This window comes from Corynebacterium sp. HMSC074A01, assembly GCF_001831515.1.
In the GTDB taxonomy this organism is placed as follows: Bacteria; Actinomycetota; Actinomycetes; order Mycobacteriales; family Mycobacteriaceae; genus Corynebacterium.
Window position 1 is genome coordinate 47,519 of sequence record NZ_KV825618.1, and the last position, 21,801, is coordinate 69,319.

The 21,801-nt window shown below is 65.4% G+C and carries 21 protein-coding genes and 1 tRNA gene; 11 read left to right on the forward strand and 11 right to left on the reverse strand.

Going from position 1 to position 21,801, the window contains the following annotated elements; all coding sequences use genetic code 11:
• Nucleotides 1-30: 30 nt before the first annotated feature.
• The 3 genes from ettA to HMPREF2550_RS05875 all read left to right on the forward strand — a co-directional run bounded on the left by ettA (nucleotide 31) and on the right by HMPREF2550_RS05875 (nucleotide 2,994).
• Nucleotides 31-1,701 (forward strand): energy-dependent translational throttle protein EttA, encoded by a 1,671-nt coding sequence (gene ettA / locus HMPREF2550_RS05865; RefSeq protein WP_070790301.1) that lies wholly within the window; start codon nucleotides 31-33, stop codon nucleotides 1,699-1,701.
• Nucleotides 1,702-1,867: 166 nt separating this feature from the next.
• Nucleotides 1,868-2,341 carry an acyl-CoA thioesterase gene (locus tag HMPREF2550_RS05870; protein WP_070762124.1) on the forward strand — a complete coding sequence of 158 codons (474 nt, stop codon included), beginning with the start codon at nucleotides 1,868-1,870 and terminating at the stop codon, nucleotides 2,339-2,341.
• An 11-nt stretch (nucleotides 2,342-2,352) separates the two neighbouring features.
• Nucleotides 2,353-2,994 carry a DUF8185 domain-containing protein gene (locus HMPREF2550_RS05875; RefSeq protein ID WP_070790302.1) on the forward strand — a complete coding sequence of 214 codons (642 nt, stop codon included), beginning with the start codon at nucleotides 2,353-2,355 and terminating at the stop codon, nucleotides 2,992-2,994.
• On the opposite strand, the gene HMPREF2550_RS05880 is transcribed toward HMPREF2550_RS05875, so the two are convergent.
• Nucleotides 2,991-3,404: a globin gene (locus HMPREF2550_RS05880; RefSeq protein ID WP_070790303.1), complete on the reverse strand. Its 414-nt coding sequence runs from the start codon at nucleotides 3,402-3,404 to the stop codon at nucleotides 2,991-2,993. The two genes, HMPREF2550_RS05875 and HMPREF2550_RS05880, sit on opposite strands and share 4 nt — an antisense overlap.
• Nucleotides 3,394-4,422, reverse strand: a complete 1,029-nt coding sequence (locus tag HMPREF2550_RS05885) for a mechanosensitive ion channel family protein (RefSeq protein WP_083319801.1) — start codon at nucleotides 4,420-4,422, stop codon at nucleotides 3,394-3,396. The genes HMPREF2550_RS05880 and HMPREF2550_RS05885 overlap by 11 nt, the downstream gene beginning before the upstream one ends.
• Before the next feature lie 177 nt (nucleotides 4,423-4,599).
• On the opposite strand from HMPREF2550_RS05885, the gene HMPREF2550_RS05890 reads away from it, so the two are divergent.
• The gene (locus tag HMPREF2550_RS05890) at nucleotides 4,600-5,736 is read left to right on the forward strand and encodes a cystathionine gamma-synthase (protein ID WP_070790305.1); all 1,137 of its coding nucleotides are present in this window, start codon (nucleotides 4,600-4,602) and stop codon (nucleotides 5,734-5,736) included.
• 308 nt (nucleotides 5,737-6,044) lie between these two features.
• Nucleotides 6,045-6,767 (forward strand): GntR family transcriptional regulator, encoded by a 723-nt coding sequence (locus HMPREF2550_RS05895; protein WP_070790306.1) that lies wholly within the window; start codon nucleotides 6,045-6,047, stop codon nucleotides 6,765-6,767.
• Here the strand turns inward: HMPREF2550_RS05895 and pepN are convergent.
• Nucleotides 6,764-9,163 (reverse strand): aminopeptidase N, encoded by a 2,400-nt coding sequence (gene pepN, locus HMPREF2550_RS05900; protein ID WP_070790307.1) that lies wholly within the window; start codon nucleotides 9,161-9,163, stop codon nucleotides 6,764-6,766. The genes HMPREF2550_RS05895 and pepN overlap by 4 nt on opposite strands.
• A 74-nt stretch (nucleotides 9,164-9,237) precedes the next feature.
• Here pepN and HMPREF2550_RS05905 point away from each other — a divergent pair, with 74 nt between their 5' ends.
• The 3 genes from HMPREF2550_RS05905 (at nucleotide 9,238) to HMPREF2550_RS05915 (ending at nucleotide 11,717) form a co-directional block, all read left to right on the forward strand.
• On the forward strand, nucleotides 9,238-9,858 hold the full coding sequence (locus HMPREF2550_RS05905; protein ID WP_070790308.1) for a DsbA family protein: 621 nt from the start codon (nucleotides 9,238-9,240) through the stop codon (nucleotides 9,856-9,858).
• Nucleotides 9,859-9,868: 10 nt separating this feature from the next.
• Nucleotides 9,869-10,342: a ribose-5-phosphate isomerase gene (locus tag HMPREF2550_RS05910; RefSeq protein ID WP_070762132.1), complete on the forward strand. Its 474-nt coding sequence runs from the start codon at nucleotides 9,869-9,871 to the stop codon at nucleotides 10,340-10,342.
• A gap of 166 nt (nucleotides 10,343-10,508) precedes the next feature.
• A complete protein-coding gene (locus tag HMPREF2550_RS05915; protein WP_070790309.1) occupies nucleotides 10,509-11,717 on the forward strand; it encodes an ATP-binding protein in 1,209 nt (402 codons plus the stop codon).
• 21 nt (nucleotides 11,718-11,738) lie between these two features.
• On the opposite strand, the gene bioD is transcribed toward HMPREF2550_RS05915, so the two are convergent.
• Both bioD and HMPREF2550_RS05925 read right to left on the reverse strand, forming a co-directional pair.
• A complete protein-coding gene (gene bioD / locus HMPREF2550_RS05920) occupies nucleotides 11,739-12,404 on the reverse strand; it encodes a dethiobiotin synthase (RefSeq protein WP_070790310.1) in 666 nt (221 codons plus the stop codon).
• The gene (locus tag HMPREF2550_RS05925; RefSeq protein WP_070790311.1) at nucleotides 12,401-13,690 is read right to left on the reverse strand and encodes an adenosylmethionine--8-amino-7-oxononanoate transaminase; all 1,290 of its coding nucleotides are present in this window, start codon (nucleotides 13,688-13,690) and stop codon (nucleotides 12,401-12,403) included. Before HMPREF2550_RS05925 ends, bioD begins: the two co-directional genes overlap by 4 nt.
• Nucleotides 13,691-13,767: 77 nt before the next feature.
• On the opposite strand from HMPREF2550_RS05925, the gene HMPREF2550_RS05930 reads away from it, so the two are divergent.
• Nucleotides 13,768-14,478 (forward strand): 6-carboxyhexanoate--CoA ligase, encoded by a 711-nt coding sequence (locus tag HMPREF2550_RS05930; RefSeq protein ID WP_070790312.1) that lies wholly within the window; start codon nucleotides 13,768-13,770, stop codon nucleotides 14,476-14,478.
• Nucleotides 14,475-15,674, forward strand: a complete 1,200-nt coding sequence (locus HMPREF2550_RS05935) for an aminotransferase class I/II-fold pyridoxal phosphate-dependent enzyme (RefSeq protein WP_070790313.1) — start codon at nucleotides 14,475-14,477, stop codon at nucleotides 15,672-15,674. Before HMPREF2550_RS05930 ends, HMPREF2550_RS05935 begins: the two co-directional genes overlap by 4 nt.
• On the opposite strand, the gene HMPREF2550_RS05940 is transcribed toward HMPREF2550_RS05935, so the two are convergent.
• The 5 genes from HMPREF2550_RS05940 to HMPREF2550_RS05960 form a co-directional block, all read right to left on the reverse strand.
• Nucleotides 15,671-16,510, reverse strand: coding sequence for an aldo/keto reductase (locus HMPREF2550_RS05940; RefSeq protein WP_070790314.1), 840 nt, complete (start codon nucleotides 16,508-16,510; stop codon nucleotides 15,671-15,673). The genes HMPREF2550_RS05935 and HMPREF2550_RS05940 overlap by 4 nt on opposite strands.
• A 17-nt stretch (nucleotides 16,511-16,527) precedes the next feature.
• Nucleotides 16,528-17,937 (reverse strand): cytochrome b/b6 domain-containing protein, encoded by a 1,410-nt coding sequence (locus tag HMPREF2550_RS05945; protein WP_083319803.1) that lies wholly within the window; start codon nucleotides 17,935-17,937, stop codon nucleotides 16,528-16,530.
• A 7-nt stretch (nucleotides 17,938-17,944) separates the two neighbouring features.
• Nucleotides 17,945-18,883, reverse strand: a complete 939-nt coding sequence (locus HMPREF2550_RS05950; RefSeq protein ID WP_070790315.1) for an electron transfer flavoprotein subunit alpha/FixB family protein — start codon at nucleotides 18,881-18,883, stop codon at nucleotides 17,945-17,947.
• A 12-nt stretch (nucleotides 18,884-18,895) separates the two neighbouring features.
• Nucleotides 18,896-19,675 carry an electron transfer flavoprotein subunit beta/FixA family protein gene (locus HMPREF2550_RS05955; RefSeq protein ID WP_070790316.1) on the reverse strand — a complete coding sequence of 260 codons (780 nt, stop codon included), beginning with the start codon at nucleotides 19,673-19,675 and terminating at the stop codon, nucleotides 18,896-18,898.
• Nucleotides 19,676-19,754: 79 nt separating this feature from the next.
• Complete coding sequence (locus HMPREF2550_RS05960) at nucleotides 19,755-20,537, reverse strand: hypothetical protein (protein WP_070790317.1); 783 nt, start codon at nucleotides 20,535-20,537, stop codon at nucleotides 19,755-19,757.
• A 137-nt stretch (nucleotides 20,538-20,674) separates the two neighbouring features.
• Between HMPREF2550_RS05960 and HMPREF2550_RS05965 the strand changes: the two genes are divergently transcribed.
• Nucleotides 20,675-20,749 (forward strand) — tRNA-Gly (locus HMPREF2550_RS05965).
• 28 nt (nucleotides 20,750-20,777) lie between these two features.
• Here the strand turns inward: HMPREF2550_RS05965 and HMPREF2550_RS05970 are convergent.
• Nucleotides 20,778-21,632 (reverse strand): hypothetical protein, encoded by an 855-nt coding sequence (locus HMPREF2550_RS05970; RefSeq protein WP_070762143.1) that lies wholly within the window; start codon nucleotides 21,630-21,632, stop codon nucleotides 20,778-20,780.
• Nucleotides 21,633-21,801 lie beyond the last annotated feature (169 nt).

The following is a 21,801-nucleotide window of genomic DNA, read 5'->3' on the forward strand; positions in this document are numbered from 1 at the left end:
CACAGTCAATTTCACAAGAGGGGACTTCACGTGGCTGAGTTCATCTACACGATGAAAAACGTTCGCAGGGCCATCGGTGACAAGGTCATTTTGGACAATGTCACCATGGCCTTCTACCCCGGCGCCAAGATTGGTGTCGTGGGGCCCAACGGCGCGGGTAAGTCGTCGTTGCTCAAGATCATGGCTGGCATTGACCAGCCGAACAACGGCGAGGCTTTCCTCCAGCCCGGCGCTTCGGTGGGCATCTTGCTGCAGGAGCCGCCGCTGAATGAGGAGAAGACGGTGCGTGAGAACGTCGAGGAGGGCCTCGGCGACATCTTTGAGAAGAAGGCTCGCTTCGAGCAGATCGCCGAGGAGATGGCCACCAACTACTCCGACGAGCTGATGGAGGAGATGGGCAAGCTCCAGGAGGAGCTCGACGCCGCCGACGCCTGGGAGGTCGACTCCAAGATCGAGCAGGCGATGGAGGCGCTGCGCTGCCCGCCGTCGGATTCACCGGTGACCAACCTCTCCGGTGGCGAGCGTCGCCGCGTTGCGCTGGCGAAGCTGTTGCTGTCCGAGCCGGACCTGCTGCTGCTCGACGAGCCGACGAACCACCTCGACGCCGAGAGTGTCCTCTGGCTGGAGAAGCACCTGCAGAACTACCCTGGTGCCGTGCTGGCCATTACCCACGACCGTTACTTCCTGGACAACGTTGCCGAGTGGATCTGCGAGGTTGACCGTGGTCAGCTCTACCCTTACGAGGGCAACTACTCCACCTACCTGGAGAAGAAGGCGGAGCGTCTCGAGGTTGCGGGTAAGAAGGACCAGAAGCTGCAGAAGCGTCTGAAGAAGGAGCTGGACTGGGTCCGCTCCTCGCCGAAGGCACGTCAGGCGAAGAACAAGGCGCGTCTCGAGCGTTACGAGGAGATGGCCGCCGAGGCGGAGCAGTACAAGAAGCTGGACTTCGAGGAGATCCAGATTCCGACCCCGCCGCGCCTGGGCAACAAGGTCGTGGAGGTCGAGCATCTGGATAAGGGCTTCGACGACCGCATCCTGATTAAGGACCTTTCTTTCACGCTGCCGCGCAACGGCATCGTCGGCGTCATTGGTCCGAACGGTGTGGGTAAGTCCACCCTGTTCAAGACGATCGTGGGCCTGGAGGAGCCGGACGCTGGTTCCGTCGTCGTCGGTGACACGGTGAAGCTGTCCTACGTTGACCAGGGCCGCGAAAACATCGATCCGGAGAAGACGGTCTGGGAGGTCGTCTCGGACGGGCTGGATTACATTCACGTCGGCCAGAACGAGATGCCTTCGCGCGCCTACCTGTCTGCGTTCGGTTTTAAGGGCGCGGACCAGCAGAAGCCGTCGAAGGTGCTTTCCGGCGGTGAGCGCAACCGCCTCAACCTGGCGCTGACGCTGAAGCAGGGCGGCAACCTGATCCTGCTCGATGAGCCGACCAACGACCTGGACGTCGAAACGCTCGGCTCGCTGGAAAACGCGCTGCAGTCCTTCCCGGGTTGCGCCGTGGTCATCTCGCACGACCGCTGGTTCCTGGACCGCACCTGTACCCACATCCTCGCCTGGGAGGGCAACGTTGAGGAAGGCAAGTGGTACTGGTTCGAGGGCAACTTCGGCGACTACGAGAAGAACAAGGTCGAGCGCCTCGGCGAGGAGGCTGCGAAGCCCTCGCGCGTCACTCACCGCAAGCTCACCCGCTAAGCCGCGCCCGCTTGTCGACGCCCCGCTGCCGGCCCACCGCACTTAGAGCAAGTGCCGGGCCCGTGGCGGGGCGTTGGTTCTGCGGTAGCATGTCGGCAGTATGGCACCCGGAAGACTCGGGTGCAGGTGCACACCACTGCGAATCACTGAGCAAGGAGCGGAGACCATGGCTGAACAAGAAGAGCGCAAGGCGCAATCCCAGGCAGAAGGCGCTGGGCAGGCCCCGCACGTCCATACCGTCCCGCTGCGTTGGGGCGACTTCGACCGCTACGGGCATGTGACTAACTCGGCTTACATCGAGATCGCGCAAGAAGCGCGCCTGGCGTTTGCGCAGAAGTTCTTTGAGGCGCAGGGCCACGAGTTCGTCGTCTTCGTTCGCCGCGTGGACGCGGACTACATCCGCCCGGTGCTGCCGAATACCACCGAGCTGCGGGTAGAAACCGAGGTCGTCCGCCTGGGCAACACCTCGTTTACCACCCGCCAGGAGATCAAGGACGCGCAGGGCAAGATCTGCTGTGTCGTGGAAACCGTGCAGGTCACCGTGGATACGACGACGACTGCACCGCGTCAGATCACGCAGAAGGAGATCGGTATTCTTACCCGCGTGGCCTCCAGCATCGAGGAAGCGGACGGGGAGTAGCAGGAACGTAGATGGAGTCGCTTCGAGTGACTGACGGCGCGCCGGGCCTGACCGCCCTTGTCGGGCGGGCTACCGGGTTGGATGCCACGGCGTCCGCGCGCTTCCAGACGCGGACACCCCAGGAGGGCGAGGACCCGTCCGTTGACGTGTTCGTCACGACCCCCTTCGACTGCCTCGCCGCCCGCCGCGTTGCAGGCGAGGCCTCGCGCGACGGGGCAGTGGTGGCGGCAAGCGACCTGCTCGCGGCGCTGCAGGCGGGCCGTGAAGAGATCGGTACTGCGCGCGACGCCAACTGGCCGGGCGCGCTGCCGCCGAAGGGTGGCTTCATCGCCCGCGATGAGGTGCCGGTATCCGTCGCGCGCCAGCTCGCCGACAAGGGCCGCGAGCTTGCCCGCCAATTCTCCGGTCCGCTCGGCCCACCGAAGTCGCTTTTGGATTCAACCGTGCTCACCGTGGACGCAGAGTCGGCGCAACCAGTCGAGGTGCCCATGCGCATGATCTTTTCGTGCACCGCGCTCGGATTGATCCCGGGCTTTGCCGCGCCTATCGACGTCCCGCGGCACCTCCGGATCGCCACCGCCGGCCGGTGGGTACGCATGGACGCGCCTTTTGGCAGCGTCTACCACGCAGCGGGCCTGGGGCTGTTCGTTTAGTACGAGCGCGGCCCCTGGTTGATCATCATGTAGGCGACGCGCTGCATGTGGTTCCACAGGGCGAATCGGTAGGCCTCCGGCAGCTCCTCGGCGCTGAACTGGTCGAGTGAGCGCTCCATGAGGCTGAGCCAGCGATCCGCTTCCGGCTCGCCGATGGCGAAGGGGAAGTGGCGGCGGCGCAGCATCGGGTTACCGCGTTCCTCCTGATACGTGCGTGGTCCGCCCCAGTACTGGACGAGGAACCAGCGCAGCCGGTTTTGGGCCCCCTCCCAATCGTCGTCCGGGTACATCGGCCCGATGAGGTCATCGTTTTTGACCTGGGAGTAGAAGCCTTCGACGAGGCGGTCGAAGAAGTCCTGCCCCAGGGCGTCGAAAAGCGATTGCTCCTGGCTGGGAGGATTACTTGTCATGGGAAGGGCCCCTTTCGGTGATCTTTTCGCGCGGGTCATTGCGCATCAGCATCGGTTCGGAGCCGGGCAGGCGGACGTCGGCTTCCTGCATGGCTTCGAGGATTTGCTCGTACATGAAGCGGCTCACGCCCCACTGGGCACCCGGCATCGTGTCCACAGTCACACGGTAGGTGAGGTGGTCGGTGCTGAAGTTGGACACGCCGAGGAGCTCGGGCTCGCTGATGATGTCGCGGCGGACGTGCTCGTCCTTCGCGGCGGCGCGGGCAGCGGTGATGATCACGTTGGCAGCCTTGGAAGGGTCGGCGAACAGCGAGACGGGCACCTCCATGCGGGCAACGGAGTAGCGGTCCGAGTTGTTGCCCACCTGCTCGATGTCGCCGTTGCGGATGTACCAGAGGGTGCCGTCGATGTCGCGCAGCGTGGTGATCCGCATGGTCATGTCCTCGACGGTGCCCTCGACGTCGTTGACAGCGATCACATCGCCGACGCCGTACTGGTTCTCCAGCAGGATGAACATGCCGGACAGGAAGTCCTTGACCAGCGACTGCGCGCCAAAACCGAGGGCGACGCCGACGATACCGGCGGAGGCGACCAAGGGCGCGACGTTGATGCCCAACTGATCCAGGATGGCCATGATGGCCCACACCCAGATCACGATGGCGGCAAGCGAGCGACCCACGTTCGACAGTGTCTTAAAGCGCGCGATGCGGCGCTGCTCCTGGGAGCGCGCCTGCGGGGAGTCGTCTGGTCCCGCGCCGCGGCGGAAGCGGCCGTTGCTATTGGGCTTGGCGATGGCCTTCTTTGTCGCGCGGCGGATGAGCCGGTGGGTGCCCCACTGCGCGAGGCAGGCCACCAGGATGATGACCAGGATCCAGAACGGGCGGGTGACAAAATTCTGTTGGGTATCTGGGTCATTCCACCACGCGCTGAGGCCGGAGACGGCCTCGGTCACGCGTTCTTCGGTGCCCTCGGGCGCGGCGGACAAGATCTGTACGGGAGAAGTTGTTGAATAATGCATCGAGAGCGAGTGTAGACATGCGAGCTGTGCGCAAGGTGTGACCGCGGTGGGGCCGGAGGGCGCGTGCATATAAATACCGCGGGAACCGGACTAGCTGAACCGCTTGGTCTACACTGCGGGGAAAGCTCCTTCTACTGAGGGCGATACCCCCACTACGAAGCAACGAAAGGCAACGCGATGACCTCTGGTTTTTCCACAGATTCCATCCATGCCGGCTATGAACCGGACAGTCTGTACGGCCCGATCAACACCCCGATTTACGCCTCGACCACCTTCGCCCAGGACGGGTTGGCCAAGCTGCGCGGCGGCTACGAGTACACGCGTGTGGGCAACCCAACCGTGACTGCGCTGGAGAAAACAGTCGCGGCGCTCGAGGGTGCGGACTACGGCGTGGCGTTCGCCTCGGGCATGGCTGCGATCGACTCGCTGCTGCGTATCCTGCTCAAGCCGGGGGACCACATCGTCATTGGCAACGACGCCTACGGCGGCACCTACCGCTTGATCCAGCAGGTCTTTAGCCTGTGGGGCGTGGAGAACACGGTGGTCGACATCACCAATACCGAGGAGATCGCCGCGGCGATTCAACCGAATACCAAGGTGGTGTGGGTGGAAACGCCAACGAACCCGCTGCTGGACATCGCCGACATCACCGCGATCTCCAAGGTCAAGGGCGAGGCGACGCTGGTGGTGGACAACACCTTTGCCTCCCCCTACCTGCAGAAGCCCTTCGAGCTGGGCGCGGACGTGGTGCTGCACTCGACTACGAAGTACATTGGCGGCCACTCCGACGTGGTCGGCGGCATTGTCTGTGGCCGCGACGCGAAGCTGGAGGAAGACCTGCGCTTCTTCTTCGGCTGGGTCGGCGCGATTCCCTCGCCGTTTGACACCTACCTCACTGGCCGCGGCCTGAAGACGCTCGCCGTGCGCATGGATCGCCACTGCGACAACGCGGAGGCGGTCGCCGAGTACCTCGAAGGCCAGGACTGCGTGGCCAAGGTCCACTACCCGGGACTTGAAACTCACCCCAGCCACGAGGTGGCGAAGCGTCAGATGACGCGCTTTGGCGGCATGGTTTCCGTCGAATTCCAAACCGAGGAGCAGGCGCAGAAGTTCTGCCTGTCGACCAAACTGTTCTGCCTGGCGGAGTCGCTCGGCGGGGTGGAGAGCCTGCTCGAGCACCCGGCGACGATGACGCATCTGGCGGTCAACGGCTCGGAGCTGGAGGTCCCGCGCGAGCTGGTGCGGATCTCGGTGGGCATCGAGGATGTCGAGGACCTCATCGCGGATCTCGAGCAGGCGATCGCCGCGCTGTAGGCGGCGTCGGGTGAGGTGCTGATTTATTCACTTGAGCGCATAGCTTGCAGTGTGCACCTCACCCCTAAACGGGGGAAGTTATGCGGCGGTGCTGTGTCTGTGTGCATGCTGGACCATTCCGGGTTCACCGCCGCGAGCGCGCAGAGTTAGAGCGTAGACCTTTTCCAACGTTGGCGCGCTTTTCCCAAATTGAGCTGTGAGAATGGCCAATTTCCGCTGCATGTTTATTAGCCTGAGGGGAAGGATTGTTCCTGGCAGCTACGGTGCAGGAACGCATGACGTCGCGCCGCGCGAGCGGAAAGGTAGCTATGTCCAGGAAACCGGCATACCTGCGTATTGCAGAATCATTGCGCAACCGGATCGAAGCCCGTGAGCTCGAACCCGGCGACAAGCTGCCGCCCGAGCGCGTCCTTGTTGACCAGTTTGGGGTGGCGCGGATGACAGTGCGCCACGCGCTCGACATCCTCCAGCTGGAAGGAATCATCGAGCGCAAGCGCGGCCGCAGCGGCGGCACCTTTGTACGCGCGCTGCCACCGGTCGTCGACCTCAACGGCCCGGTCGGGCTCGCCGCCCAGCTGGAAGCCCATGGGGTGCGCATCCGCACCGAGCTGCTTTTCGACGCCAACGTCGACGCCCCGCAAGCCGTCAAAGCCGCCTTCGGCGTTGACGCGGAGAGCGAGACCGATGAGCCTGCGTTTGCAGTACTCAAGCAGGACCGGCTCCACTACGCCGACGACGTGCCCGCGTTCTCCGAGGTCCTCTACGTCCGCCCCGGGCGCGAAGCGCACTACGCGACCAGCGGGCTGGCGTTTACTCCGGCGACCCGCCCCGCGGCGACGACGCTGCGCGAGGACCTGGTCGCCCCCGGCGTCGCCACGGAAAAAGAGCGTGAACGCTTGGGGCTCGCCGCGAACACGCCGCTGCAGCGGGTGACCCGCAAGCTCTATGAGCGCGACGTGGTCGTGGCGTACTCCAGCATCGTGATCCGACCGGATGTCGCGCAGCTGCGCGCGATCACCCGTTTCGACTAGTTGGCTGCCGCGTCGCAGGCGCGGTTGCGTACCGCGCGCGCGACCCGGTCCTGTCCCTCCGCGAGGATGCGCTTGAGGCCTGCGGGCACGGAGGCGTCGTGAAGCAGGGCGTCGGCCTTGCGCACCGCTTCCTCGGTCACGGCCCAGGTGGGGTACATGCCCTCGAGGGTGCGCTGCGCCATCTCGTTGGTCAGGCGATCCCACAGGGTGGGCGCGATGCGGAAGTACTCGTCGGTGAACGAGTCCAGGTTGACGTCGGTGCCCTGTGCGTTGAAGGTGAGCCCGTCCATGATGTAGCGGGCCTCGAGGTTGGTCAGATCCTCGTTAACCAGCGTGTCCCAGGCCCACTGCTTTTCTACCGTCGCGCGGCAGCGCAGGCGGGAGATCACACCCTCCGAGGAGGTGTCCTTCTCATCGTCTGCGGCCGAAAGCGGCACCTCGCCCGCGGCAATCAGGCTGGTCAGCGCCAGCCAGCGCACCTCTTGGTTCTCCGAAGCCTCAAGCAGCTGCTTCAGGTAGGCGACCGTTGCATCGTTCGGGGTCAGCCGTGCCAGCGCCCGGTCGAAGATCGCTGCGGGCTCGGCACCGCGGAAGGCGTCGTTCAGCAGCGCGAAGCCCTCGTCCTGCCAGGACGGGTCGACGTACTGCTTGACCGCCAGCGTGGCCTGGGCGAGCAGGCGCTCCTGGACACTCGGCTGGTCCTCGGCGGCGCCATGCTTGGCCACTAGGCGGACGAACTCGCGGGCCGGGAGGGCACCGTCGCGTACCGACTCCCACAGGGAGGACCACACCAGCGTGCGCGCCAGCGGGTCGGCGATTTCGCCCAGGTGCTCGAGCGCGAAGCGCTGGTGTTCGGGGGTCAGCCCCATCTTGCAGTAGGTGAGGTCCTCGTCGTTGACCAGGGCCAGGTCGTGTGCGACGCCAGCGAGCTCGGGCACCTCGGTGCGTGCGCCGTCGACGTCGAGGGTGACGTGGTGGGTGCGTTGCACGTTGCCGTCGACAAGCGAATAGAGGCCCACGGTGACGCGGTGGGTGCGCATGACCTCGGACTCCTGGACCACGGCGAAGCTGTCCGCGGTGATGTCTGGGCGCAGGATAGATACGCCGGTGGTGCGCAGCCACTGCTCGGACCAGCTCGACAGGTCGCGGCCGGAGGACTCCTCGAGCGCGGAGAGCAGGTCGGCGAAGGTGGCGTTTGCGTGCGCGTGGTTGCGGAAGTGCTGCTGCACGCCCGCGAAGAACTCGTCGCGGCCGACGTAGGCCTGCAGCTGCTTGAGCACGGAGGCGCCCTTGGCGTAGGTGATGCCGTCGAAGTTCTGCTCCGCGGTCTCAATATCCGGGGCATCGGCGGCGATCGGGTGCGTGGTGGGCAGCTGATCCTGCTGGTAGGCCCAGGCCTTTTCCACGGCGGCGAAGGTGGTCCAGGCGTTCGGGTACTCACCGATCTCCGTCTGCGCGATCGCGGCGGACCAGGTGGCGAAAGACTCGTTGAGCCACAGGTCGTCCCACCACTCCATGGTGACCAGGTCGCCGAACCACATGTGCGCCATCTCGTGCAGGATGGTGTCGTTGCGACGCTCGAGGCGGTAGGGGGTCGGCTCGGAGGTAAAGACGTACTCGTCGCGGAAGGTCACCGCGCCCGCGTTTTCCATCGCGCCCATGTTGTACTCGGGGCAGAAGATCTGGTCGTACTTGCCGAAGGGGTAGGCCACGCCGAAGTTCTCGTGGTAGTAGGCAAAGCCGTCCTTCGTCTGGCGGAACAGGCGCTCGGCGTCCAGATGCTCCATGAGCGAGGCGCGGGCGTAGAGGCCGAGCGGGATCTCGCCGTGTGCGTCGGAGTAGGTGTCGGTGACGTGCTCGTACTCGCCGGCGATGACGGCGATGAGGTAGGTGGAGAGCGGATAGTCCACCTTCGCCGACCAGGTGTTGCCCTCGCGGGTGGCGGCCTCGTTGAGAACGACCGTGTAGTGCTCTGGGGCGGTGACGTGGATGTCGTAGGTGGCCTTGATGTCCGGCTGGTCGAAGCAGGCGAAGACCTTCATGGCCATGGCGGGCTCGAACTGGGTGTACAGGTAGTCCTTGTTATCGACCGGGTCGGTGAACTTGTGCAGGCCCTCGCCGGTGCGGTTGTAGGTGATCGTGGCGTCGACGACGACGGTGTGCGTGCCCTCGCTCAAGTCCAGCTTCGCGCCCTCGATCGGCGCGCCGTCGAGCGTGGCGGAAAAGGAGTCGGCGACCAGGTCGAAGAAGGTCTCGCCTGCAGTGGAATCGAAGGTGATCGTGGTCCGCGAGCGGAACTGCTCGGCTCCGGTGACGTCGAGGTTGATGTCGTAGTGGACGTTGGAAATCAGGCCGGCGCGGTGGCGCGCGTCGGCGCGAGTGAGATTAGTTTTCATGGCCCCAACATACTCGCCGCGCAAGAATCGCTACTGTGGGGGCAACTGCTTTAAAAGGAGTGAAGGAGAACACCATGGCTCAGTCCGTCACATTTTGGTTCGACGTGTCCTGCCCGTTTTGCTGGCTGACCTCCCGTTGGATCAAGGAGGTAGAGAAGGTCCGCGATATTGAGGTCGAGTGGGTACCCATGTCGCTGAGCGTGCTGAACCAGGGCCGCGACCTGCCGGAGGCCTACGCGCGCAAAATGGAGGCCAACTGGGGCCCGGCCCGCGTGTTTACCAAGGTCAAGGAGGAAGCCCCAGAGAAGATCGACGCCCTCTACACCATGATGGGCACGATGATCCACACCGAGGGCGAGGGCGGTAAGGAGGGCTACGGCGCCTACGACGAGATCATCGGTGCCGCGCTCGACGCGTGCGACCTGCCGCCGCAGTTCGCGGATGTGGCCAACTCCGAAGTCGTGGACGAGCAGCTGCGCGCTTACCACCAGCAGGCTATGGACAACGTCGGCGACGAGGTCGGCACGCCCGTGGTCAAGCTCGGGGACACCGCGTTCTTCGGCCCCGTGATCACCCGGGTTCCCACTGGCGAGGAGGCAGGCAAGCTTTTCGACGCCTCCGTGTCCCTCGCCTCCTACCCCCACTTCTTCGAACTCAAGCGCTCCCGCACCGAAGATCCCCAGGTACGCGGGTAGGCTAAGGCGCATGCGTATTTATCTAGGAGCAGACCACGCCGGTTTCGAGCGGAAGAACCAGATCAAGGCCCACCTGGAAAAGGCGGGCCACGAGGTGATCGACTGCGGTGCCCACGAGTACGACGCCGCGGATGACTACCCCGCGTTTTGCATCGCCGCCGCCGAAGCCGTGGTGGCGAACCCCGGCTCGCTCGGCATCGTGTTGGGCGGGTCCGGCAACGGCGAGCAGATCGCCGCGAACAAGGTCAAGGGCGCACGCTGCGCTCTTGCGTGGTCGGTAGAGACCGCGAAGCTGGCGCGCGAGCACAACAATGCCCAGCTCATCGGCATCGGTGGCCGTATGCACACCGAGGAAGAGGCGCTCGCAATCGTCGACGCCTTTGTTGCCCAGCCGTGGAGCGAGGAGGAGCGCCACCAGCGCCGCATTGACATCCTGTCCAAGTACGAGGAGACCGGCGTGGCCCCGGAGGTTCCGGGGAACTAGGGAAGGCTTTTCGCGATTTCATGATTGAGCCCGGGGTTGTCCCCGGGCTTTTTCGCGCATGAGAGTTACGAGTATGGTCGGAAAACTGCGCTGAATTGGAAAGTTTTCCGACTATAGTCGGAAAACTTCTACAAGATTGGGAGTTTTCCGATTATGATCGGAAAACGTGAATACCTTTCCCCGTCCGCAATACTTGGCGGAGCTCAATGCGATCACCGGCAATGACCTCGTCCGCCTGGTCACCGGTGTGCGGCGCAGCGGGAAATCCACGTTGCTGCAGCTGTACCGCGAACAGCTGGTTGCCGGTGGAGTGGATCCGTCGCACATTCTCACCGTCAACTTCGAAGACATGGCAAACGACCATCTTCGCGATGCGACCGTGTTTCACGACTACGTGCGCGAAGCGGTCAGCAATGGGGTTACCCACCTTCACGTTGACGAGGTACAAGAGCTTGAGCAGTGGGCACGCGTGATCAATTCGCTGCGTGCGTCGGGTGACGTGGAGATCTGCGCGACCGGCTCGAACGCCTCGATGTTCTCCGGCGAGGGACTCACCTATTTGGCGGGCAGATACGTCACCGTCGAGGTTTTCCCGCTCTCTTTAGCCGAGTTCCGACTCTTTACCGCCACCCCGGAGCAGGAGCCGACGGAAGCGTCGTATCAGCGGTGGATGACCACCGGCGGGTTCGCGCGCAGCGTGCTTGCATCCGGCCCGGAGCTTACTCGCCAGCTCAACAGGGATCTCTTCGACTCGATCTTCACCAGGGACATCGCGCTTCGCGGGCAGGTCCGCGATACCGCGGTGTTTCTCCGCGTTGCTGCGTTCGTCCTCGATAATGCCGGCTCACCCCTTTCTGCCAACAAGATCGCAAACACGCTGAAGTCCAATGGCGCGAAAATCAGTGCAGACACGGTGGATAAGTACCTGCGGCTGATGGAGGACGCACACCTCATCTATCCGTGCCACCGCTACGACACCCGCGGCCGCGGGTGGCTCAAATCCAACCCGAAGTACTACTGGGTTGACGCGGGGCTGCGCGACGCACTCACTGGCAGACGCGACTCCAACGCCGGGCACGACTTGGAAAACCAGGTGTACCTCGAGCTGCGACGCCAGCGCTTCGAAGTGTGTACGGGCGTCGGGCGCGGCGGCGAAATTGATTTTCTTGCGCGTCGGGGCGACGACTCGTTCTATATCCAGGTTGCACTCACCGCCTTAGATTCGCAGGTTAGGGAGCGTGAGCTCTCTTCTTTTGAAGGGCTTCCGACGGGTGCGCGCTGCATCCTGCTTACCGGTGACCGGCTCGACCTAGATACGGGACATGTCGAACAGCGCAATGCGTTCGACTTTCTTGCCCGCGCTGCCTTGCTCTGAGACTGGGACGCTCCCGCCGCGTCAGCGCGGCGGCGTGGGAATGCCCAACGCGTGCGCCATCTCCGCGAACTCCTCCTGGCTTAAGGCACCGGCCCCGGCGGGGATGTTGGCCCACAACTCAACGCCGGTGACGACGGGCAGTTCTTCCAGGTTGAGCTGCGTAGCAAGATCTGGGTCTGCGGGCAGGCTGCCGCCGATCAGCCCGGCGACGCGCACGCCGCGGCGCTGCGCCTCGCGGACCGTGAGCTCGGCGGCGTTGAGGCTGCCGAGCTCCAGCGAGGTGACGACGACAAGTGGTGCGCGCAGCTCGGCAGCGATATCGGCGACCGTGTACTCATCTGCAAGGCGCACGAGTAGTCCGCCCGCGCCTTCGACGAGGGTGACGCCGTGCTCTGTGTCGAGGTCGCGGATCCACTCGCAGACTTCCTTCAGCGGCGGGACCTGCATGCCGGCGCGCCGGGCAGACAGGTTCGGTGCGAGCGGCTCGGGGAAGCGTGCGAGCTCGTGGGTGCGCACGCCGGTCAGTCGCGCGACCGTGTTGGCGTCGCCTAATCCTTCGGGCTCGCCGGTCTGCAGCGGCTTGGCCACGCGGACGCTGAAACCCGCATCCTGCCAGGCGGCGGCGAGGGCTGCGGTGGCGATGGTCTTGCCCACATCCGTGTTTGTACCGGTGACGACGATGATCATTGCTGCTGCTCCTTGCTTGCTGCTTGTGCTGCGGCGACGACGGCGTGCCCGATCTGGCGGGTCTGGTCTTCGGTGCAGATAAACGGCGGCATGGTGTAGATGTTGCGCCCGAACGGCCTGATCCACACGCCTAAGTCCACCGCGGCCTGGGTGGTGGCGGCCATGTCCACGTCGAAGGCCATTTCCACCACGCCGATTGCGCCGAGGACGCGGACGTCGGCAACGCCCGGGATCTCGCGGGCGGGCGCGAGTGCCGCGTTGAGCCAGCCCTCGATGTTGCGGGTCTGCTCGCGCCAGTCGCCCTCTTGGATGATGGCGGTGGCTTCGGCTGCCACGGCGCAGGCCAGCGGGTTGCCCATGAAGGTGGGGCCGTGCATGATGGCGGCCGGCTCCATCCCGGCGGCGACCTTGTCGGTGGTGAGCACGGCGGCGAGCGTCATGAACCCGCCGGTGATCGCCTTGCCCAGACACAGGATGTCGGGGACGACGCCGTTGTCCAGGGTGGTAAACAGCTGCCCGGTGCGGCCGAAGCCGGTGGCGATTTCGTCGGCAAGCAAAAGCACGCCGTGCGTGGTGCACAGCTCGCGTACGCCGCGGACCAGCTCGGCGTCGTGGAAGCGCATGCCGCCGGCACCCTGGACGACCGGCTCGATGACTACGGCGGCGACGTCGTCGGTTATGAGTTTCTCGAATTCGGCGAGGTAGGCGTCGCGCTCTTCCTTGCTTGCGCCGCGCACTGGCGGGGCAGGGGCGAAGTGCTGCTCGGCGAGCACGCCCTGCCACATTGAGTGCATCCCGCCGTCGGGGTCGCACACGCTCATCGCCGCGAAGGTATCGCCGTGGTAGCCGGAGCGCCAGGTCAGCAGGCGGTTGCGTTCGGGATGCCCGGTGCCGCGCGCGTATTGCAGTGCCATCTTGATGGCCACCTCGACCGAGACGGAGCCGGAGTCGGCGAGGAAGACGCGGCTGTAGTTTGGGCCCGCCGCGCCGCTGGTCAGCTCCAGCAGGTTTTGGGTCAGGCGCGCGGCGGGTTCGTGGGTGAGTCCGCCGAACATGACGTGCGACATTTTATCGATCTGTTCGTGGGCGGCGCGGACTAGGCGGGGGTGTCCGTGGCCGTGGGCGGCGGCCCACCAGGACGACATGGCGTCGATAAGCAGGCGGCCGTCGGTGAGCTCGAGGTACACGCCGTGGGTGCGGGCGACGGACAGGTTGCCGGAGCCGGGCGCGGCGTAGGGGTGCCAGATGTGCGCGGTGTCGATGGCCGCGAGTGTCTCGGGCGTCATGAGGGCCTTTCGTTGCTGTTGGTGGCGATATTGAACTTTATTGAACACCGTACAACTGGGAGTGTAGGTTGAGTCACATGACCTACTTTTCGGTGCGGATGCGCGCCAACACCCAGGGCCGACACATCTCCGGTGCCGAGCGCATCGTGGGTGCTGAGCATGTCGCCGAGACCTGCGCGCAACTCGCGCAGCGGGCGCTGGACCACCCCAAAGGCGAGGCGGCGCAGACGCACCTGACCGTGGAAGCGCTCGACGCGGCTGCGATTACGCACGCCGATGCCCTGCGCGTCGACGTCGCCGAGTGTCCGGATCCGGACGCCGCGCGCGCTGTGATCCACGGGTTGCTTGCGCCGCTGACCCCGCACGCGGACGCGCTGATCCGCGAAACGTTTGCCGCTCGCGACATGCGCGGCGCGATGCTCGTGTGCGCGGGCACCGGCGCGCGTCTGGAACCGGACTGCGAGCGCGGCGTGCGGGTCAGTCACATGGACGCGCTCGAATACGTACACGCCACCGGCAAGGACGCCGCGCGCGAGGCGCTCGTGCTGAGCAGCAAAGTTGCCGCGCACCCGGACGTGATCGCCGAGCTGTGTATCTCGGACGACCCCGAGTACACCACGGGCTATGTTGCCCACGGCGGCACGTACACGCGCATCCCGCACATCAAGCCGAAAGGTTCGCCAGCCGGGGCGCGCGCCTTCCTCGTCCGCGAGGGTGCCGACATCCCGGCGTTGATCGACTACCTGGAGCGCCAGCCGGTGCTCATCCAGACTGAGGTACTGGCATGAGCGATGCGTCTTCGCTAGCCCGCGTCGCCGCCGCGAACCTGGATGCGTGGCGCGAGCGCGGCCTGTGGCGCAGCCCCGCCGTCTTCGCGAGCGGGCAGGAGCCCACCGCCCGCTTGCGCGCAAACGCTGCGGCAGACGCGCGCGAGGCGATCCTGTTCAGCTCCTCGAACTACCTGGGGCTTGCCGAGGACCCGCGCGTGGTGGCCGCCGCGGTCGCCGCCACCGAGCAGTTCGGCGCGGGCTCCGGCGGGTCGCGCCTGACCACCGGTACCAGTGACCTGCACCTTCGCGCCGAAGCCGCGGTCGCGCGCTTCACCGGGTACGCGGACGCAGTGCTTTTCGCCACCGGCTACCAGGCCAACGTGTCCACCCTCCAGGCGCTCGCCGCCGCCTGCCGCGGGCCGGGGCTGACCATCGTCTCGGACGCGAAGAACCACGCCAGCATCATCGACGGCTGCCGCCTGGCCAAGGCCAGTGGTGCCGAGGTGCGCGTCGTGAGGCACCGCGACATCGCGGCGGTGGAAACCGCGCTCGCCGAACGCACCACCGAGCACGCGCTCGTGGTCACCGACGGGCTGTTTTCCATGGACGGGGTGTGCGCGCCGTTGCCAGAACTGCTCGAAGTCTGCCAGCGCCACGGCGCATGGAGCATGCTTGACGACGCCCACGCCATCGGCACCATCGGCACAACCGGCCGCGGCCTACCGGAGCACTTCGGCGTGCGCCCCGACATCCAGCTGATCACCGCCAGCAAGGCGCTCGGGGCGGAAGGCGCGGCCGTAGCGACCAGCGCGCCGGTCGCTGAGCTGCTGCGGCAGCAGGCGCGCTCGTTCGTCTTCTCCACCTCGCCCGCGCCCGGCACGAGTGCGGCGATCGCGGCGGCGGTGGAGATCCTGGAGTGTGACCCGGGTCCGGTGCAGCGGTTGCACGCGAACATCGCTAGGTGGCATGCGCGCCGCGGCACCGAGGTAGGTGACCCCGCCGGTGCAGGGCCGATTGTGCCGGTGCACGTCGGGGACGAGGCTGCCGCAATGGCGGCGGCCGCGCAGTTTTCCGAGCGCGGCTTCATCGTGCCAGCAATCCGCTGGCCCACGGTGCCGCGGGGCGAAGCGATCCTGCGCGTCACACTCATGGCCACGCACACGCCCGCGCAGATCGACGCGTTGTGCGAAGAGCTCGAGCGCTTGGGACTCTAGATGTCTGCGTAGTCGGCGGGGTGGGGGCCGATGCGGCCGAACTCCTCCTCGTCGAGCGAGATCAACGCCGCCATCTCGTCGGGCGACAGCTCGAAATCGAAGATGTCCAAGTTCTCCGCCATCCGCGCAGTCGAGGTCGTCTTGGGGAAGACGATAACCTTGTTCTGAATGTGCCAGCGCAGCACGACCTGCGCGGGCGTTTTGCCGTGCGCCTCAGCCGCGTCGGTGATCTCCGGGTAGTCCTCAAGGTCCAGCTCGCCGCCGCCGAGTGGTGCCCAGCCCTCGATCGCCACGCCGTGCACCCGCATTGCGTCGAGCTCCTTCCAGCGCTGGAACAGCGGGTGTAGCTCCACCTGGTTGACCGCAGGCGTGACGTCGGTGGCCATCTCCAGGTCATCGATGTGGGAGGGCAAGAAGTTCGACACCCCGATCGAGGTGGTCAGGCCCCCATCTCGCAGCTGGATCATCGACTTCCACGCGTCCACGTACGCGCCCTGCGAGGGCACCGGCCAGTGGATCAAATACAGGTCCACGTGGTCGAGCCCTAAGCGTTCGAGCGACTCTGCGAGCGCGGCGTCGGCGTCGCGGTGCCGGTCGTTCCACAGCTTCGTCGTCACATACAGCTCGTCGCGCGGGATGCCGGAAGCGGCGAGCGCGCGGCCCACGCCCTCCTCGTTGCCGTAGATGAACGCGGTGTCGAGGTGACGGTAGCCCGCCTCGAGCGCGGCCAGCGTGAGCTCCTCGGCGCGCGCCGGGTCCACGCGGTGGAGGCCGTAGCCGAGCTGGGGGATCGACGTGGCGTCGTTAAGCTGAAGGCGCGGGATTGCGGAGGTCATGGGGGGTCCTTAGTGGTTTAGCGCTGCGTGACATTGCCCGTCTTGGCAGCGAGCGGCGCGACGAGCACGGGGCGGGCGAGCGCCCAGCCGCCGGCGATGATCGCCGCTGCGACGACAAAGAGGATGGTACCGGTCCAGCCAGTCGGGTCGTCGGTTGCGGCGAACATGGCGTTGAGGTTGCCGCGCAGACCCGTGGTGGCCACGAGCACGATGTGGATGAGCAGGAACACCACGAAGAAGATCATGGTGGGGAAGTGCAGCGCGCGGGCGGTGCGCATGGACGGGAAAGTCCAGCGCTTTGGCCACACCGGGCTCATCCGTGCACCGGAAATGATCGCGAGCGGCGAGGCGACAAACACGACGAGGAAGTACGACAGTTCCTGCAGCGCGTTGTAGTACACCCACGGGTTCTCGCTCGGCCAATCCAGGCTCAAGTACTGGATGCCGGCCGAGAGAGCGTGCGGGAAGACCTCCCAGCTCGTCGGCACAATCCGCATCCACTGGCCGGTGGCAAACAGCAGCACGTAGAAGATCACGCCGAGCACCACCCACGCCAGGTCGAGGACCAGGTGGAGCCACAGGTTCACGGAGATCTTCTCCCGCGGCCGGGTGCGAGGAGCCCAGTACGCTGCGGGCTTTGCTTCTCGACGCTGCGTCAACCCCGTCTTGACCAGCATGGCCATTAGGAACATATTGAAGAAGTGCGACCACGCCAGCCACGACGGCAGCCCCACCGGCGCAGAGTCCGGCAGCGGCTGGCGGCCGTCGTAGCGGGTGATGAAGTCCGCGCCCGTCTCCGTGCCGACGAACCAGCGCGCAGCGAGCACGCCGATCGCGGCCAGCACGACGAGTGCCGCGCCCCACAGCCAAGGGGCCTTGCTTTTCGACGCCGCCGTGCCCGCCGCCTGCCGCTTCTGCGGCGCGGGTTGCTGCGGTGCTGGTTTTGGCTGCGTCGGCTGCTGCGCTGGCGCGGTTGGCTCCGGGGCGGAGTCTGCGGCCGCGGACTCCTCCGGTGCGGCGGTTTGCGCCGCCTGCTTCGGTGCGGGCACCTGTGCGGTTTCCGCCTCGGGCCAAGGGTTACCGCCCGGGGTGCGCGGCAGGCCGCGGCGCAGCGGCACGGTCACTAGGTCGGCGGCAGGCTCCTGAGCAACTGCTTCCGCCGGTGCGTCGTCTGTTGCCGCCTGCTTCGGCGCCGGAACCTGCGCGGTTTCGGCCTCCGGCCAAGCGGCACCGCCCGGAATGCGCGGCAGGCCGCGGCGAATCGGCACAGTGATGAGTTCTGCTACCGGGGCATCAGCGGTTTCGACCGTCTCGGTTTCGGCATCGGCCGCTGCGCGGGGCGCTTGCGCTACCTCTGCAGTGGTGACCGGTGGCCACGGTGCCCCGCCGGGCACGCGCGGCAGGCCCTGACGTACGGGTACCTGCATAAAGCGCCTACTTCCTGGACTCGAGCTCGTCGATGATGTCGGGCACCACATCGAAGAGGTCGCCGATGATGCCGAAGTCGGCGATCTCAAAAATGGGGGCGTCCTCGTCGTTGTTGATCGCCACAATCGTGTCGGCAGTCTGCATACCCACCAGGTGCTGGCCCGCACCGGAGATGCCGATGCCGATGTAGAGCTTCGGCGAGACCAACACGCCCGTCTGGCCGATCTGCGCCTCATAAGGCACCTGATCTTCGTCCACCGCGGAACGGGTCGCGCCCACCGCGGCACCGAGCGAATCGGCAAGACCGCCGACGAGGTCCTCGAACATGTCGGCATCGCCAAGCGCGACGCCACCGGCGACGACCTTGTCGGCCGTGGTCAGCTCCGGGCGGGTCGAGGTGCGCTCGTCCTTCTCGCTTTCGAGTACTTCCGCGAGGCGGCGCTCTCGCGCTTCCCCGGAGACTTCCACGACCTCACCGGCTGCTGCCTCCGCGCGCGCCTCAACGCTGCCCAAACGCAGCGTGATCACCGGCGCGGAGTGCGTCGCCGCAGCCACGGCAGTAAACGCACCGCCGTAGTTCGAGTGGTCAGTCACAATGCCCTGCTCATCGCGGCGGACCCCGACGGCATCCGTGAGCACGGCGCGGCCCAGCCGCACGGCCACGCGCGCAGCCAGGTCGCGGCCGCGCACGTCGTGGGAGGTGATGATCGCGGTGGGGTTGAAGGTCTCGGCGGCGGCCAACGCGGCGTCGATAAGCGAAAGCTCGGAGACTGCGACCTTGGCCGCGCCGAGCGCACCGAGCGCCTCGGCATGCGCAACGCTGGAGGCGAGCACCACGGGCGTGCCGAGCGTGCTGGCGGCACCGATGAGTTCTGCGGCTGCCGGGTCGGGCGAGCCATCGAGCGTCTCGGCAAGCAGGACGAGAACCGGATCTGTGCTGGTCATTGTGGCTCCTAACTAGATAAGGTTCTTGGACTCGAGGAAGTCGACGAGCTGCTTTGCGGAGGTCGAGGACTCGTCAATGATCTCGCCCTGCTCGCGCGGCGGACGACGATCGATGCTCACCATGATCGCGCGCGCCGGCGTGTAATCCTCCGCGTCAATGCCCAGGTCATCCAGGTTCAGCGTGGTCAGTTCCTTCTTCTTCGCCGCCATCAGGCCCTTGAAGTTGGGGAAGCGCGCGTCCGCGAACTCATCCGACACCGCCACGATTGCGGGCAGCTCAGCGCGCAGCTTCGAGGTGACGCGGTCACCCATCTGGGTTGCCGTGACCTGGTTTGCCTCGACCTCAAGTTCCGTGAGGTTCGTCAGCGCGGGCCAGTTGAGCAGCTCACCCAGCATCGGCGCGATCACGCCAGTGCCGCCATCGGAGGATACCGAGCCGGAAATGACCAGGTCGTAGTTGCCGCGGCGGATGACCTCCGCCAGCACGGTCGCCGTCATCGTGGCGTCCGCGCCAATGAGGCGGTCGTCCGTGACCATCGTCGCGTCGTTCGCGCCCATCGCGATCCCGCGGCGCACCGACTCGGCCGCCTGCTCAGGCCCGACCGACACAACCTCAACGTGCACGTCGTCCTTGCCCAGCTTCTCCGCGATACGCAGTGCCGCCTCGACCGCGCGCTCGCCGACCTCATCGGCGGCGACCTCACCTGTACGGTCCGTCAGACCAGTCTCCAGGTTCATGTCGCGGTCGCTGTAGGTGTCCGGGACTTCTTTCAGCAACACTGCAATGCGCACTGCGGCTCCTTATATATAGGGCAATCGAACGCCAAGCAGTCTATCGCGCGCGCTTTCGCCTTCGCTTATCGACGCCCCGTCACAGGTCAAAGCCGCCAAAATCCCCAAAGTCAAACCCGCCGCCATCGAAGAGGCCGCCGCCGGCATCGCCGCCAGCCACGTCGCCCATATCACCAGCGCCAAGGTCGCCGCCAGCGTCGCTGACGTCCCCGCCGGAGAAGTCCCCGGCCTCAAACGCGTCCGCCGACGGCGTGCCCGCCATGCCCGCGAACATGGCTGAATAAAACATCATCGAGCTCGCCGCCCACACGCCCGTCATCATCGCCGGGCCCCACCACGCGGACGAGTACCAACCAGCCGGCACCGGCCGACCCGCCACCGCGCCGCCGGGGTAGTAGTGCGGCGTCGCAGCAGAGGGGGTCGGCGAAGCCGTGACCGTCGTGCCGTCCTCCTGGCGAACCGTGCGCTCCTCGGTCACGCGACCTGCGCGGCGCTGGCCCTCCAGCTCCGGCAAGGCGGGGCCCGCGGGCATGCCCATCAGCTCGCGCGCAGCGTTGACGTAATACAGACCCTCCAGCGCCGACTCGCGAGCCAGCTGCGCCTGCTTCACCGTTTGCGCGGTGCCCAGCGCCGAGTTCGCAGCGTTGAAGCGCTCGGAGGCATCCGCCAACGCCTGCGTCGACGCCGCGTCACTACCCGTCAGGCTCAGTACTTGCGAACCCAAGCGGTCGGTCCACCGCTTCGCGTCCGCCACAGCGTCGTCAAGCTGCTGCTGGTCAAGCTGCTTGCGGCTACTCCCACTGCTGCTAAGTAAATACGCGCCCACACCGACGGCGACGAGAATGAGAACTAGCGTTAACACGAAACTCACGTCCTTGGATTAGTTACACATTTCTTACCCAGAACAACGTCTCGCGGGCGGCAAAAGTTCCGCGTCGGGGGGGTTTGGAATGCGTGGGACGCTTAAGCTACACTTTTCCGGTAGCGTTTTGCGCGACTGGGAATGTCGTATAGTGGCTAATACCTCAGCCTTCCAAGCTGAAGACGCGGGTTCGATTCCCGTCATTCCCTCCACGACCGGTGCCGTTAGGTGCCGGTTTTTTTACTTTGCGTCGATTCTGCCCGGCAGCTGTTTTTGCCCAGGGTGTGCTTGAATGAGCCGCTGCAGACGCGCGATGAAGTCCGGTTCCCGTGCAGCCTGCCAGCCCACTCTGTAGAACACCGCGCCACGATTCTGGAGCTCCTTTTCGCGGTGACGCTCCCTGTTCAACGCTTCCACCGGGTCGCCAAAACCGCCGTGAGTCTTCTCCGCACCATCCGCTTCCAACACGATGTGGCCGTTGATGAGCGCATCGGCCCAGGCAGTCGTGGTCAGGCCCTGCTGGTTCTCGATGCGAAACCCAACCTGGAACTCCAAGCTTTCAACCCCGGTAAGCGCGCCGGATTGCATTGCGTTGAGGAGTCGATCCCGCACAATCGTTTCCAGCGGACTCTGCGAAGTATCCGCCGAATGCCGAATCAGTTCCCGAAACCCACGAAGCCCCCTGGCCCGAGGCAGCGTCTCGCACCGATCCAGCAGTGCAGCAACAGTCAGGTCTGGCCACTTCCAGCGCGCGGACTCGATCTGCACGAGTGCTTCCATACGCCCGTAGTAACGGTAGGAATCGAAAAGCGTTCTGATCACCGACACCCGACGTACCCCGTCTTCGGTGATGAAGTCGCTCTCTGCGAGCTTGGCGTTGTGAACTATGAATTGAGACGAGTCCGACTTCACTCTCGCGTGAGACCTGCTCGTATAAAGGAGGTCGACGCGGGTGACCCAGTGCAGGGTGCTCAATCCCAAGACTCTGGCAGCTGCCGGACCAGTGATGACTGCTTTGCCTCGCCTACTTAAGACAGTGTTGATGAGCGCAAGTTCTTCTTCGCGCTTTTCCTGCGCGGTTGTTCCCCCGACCATGGTGACAGTATGTCGTATTTCTGGCGGTTACGGGCGCTGAAAGTTCCTTGGTCAGCCTTGATGACTGTTTTTGAAAATTCGCAGAACAGTCATCAGCGAGAATGGAGCACCAAAACCCCAGGTGAGCTTCCGTCAAAAAGGCAAAAATAGCGTTGACGACTGTTTTCTA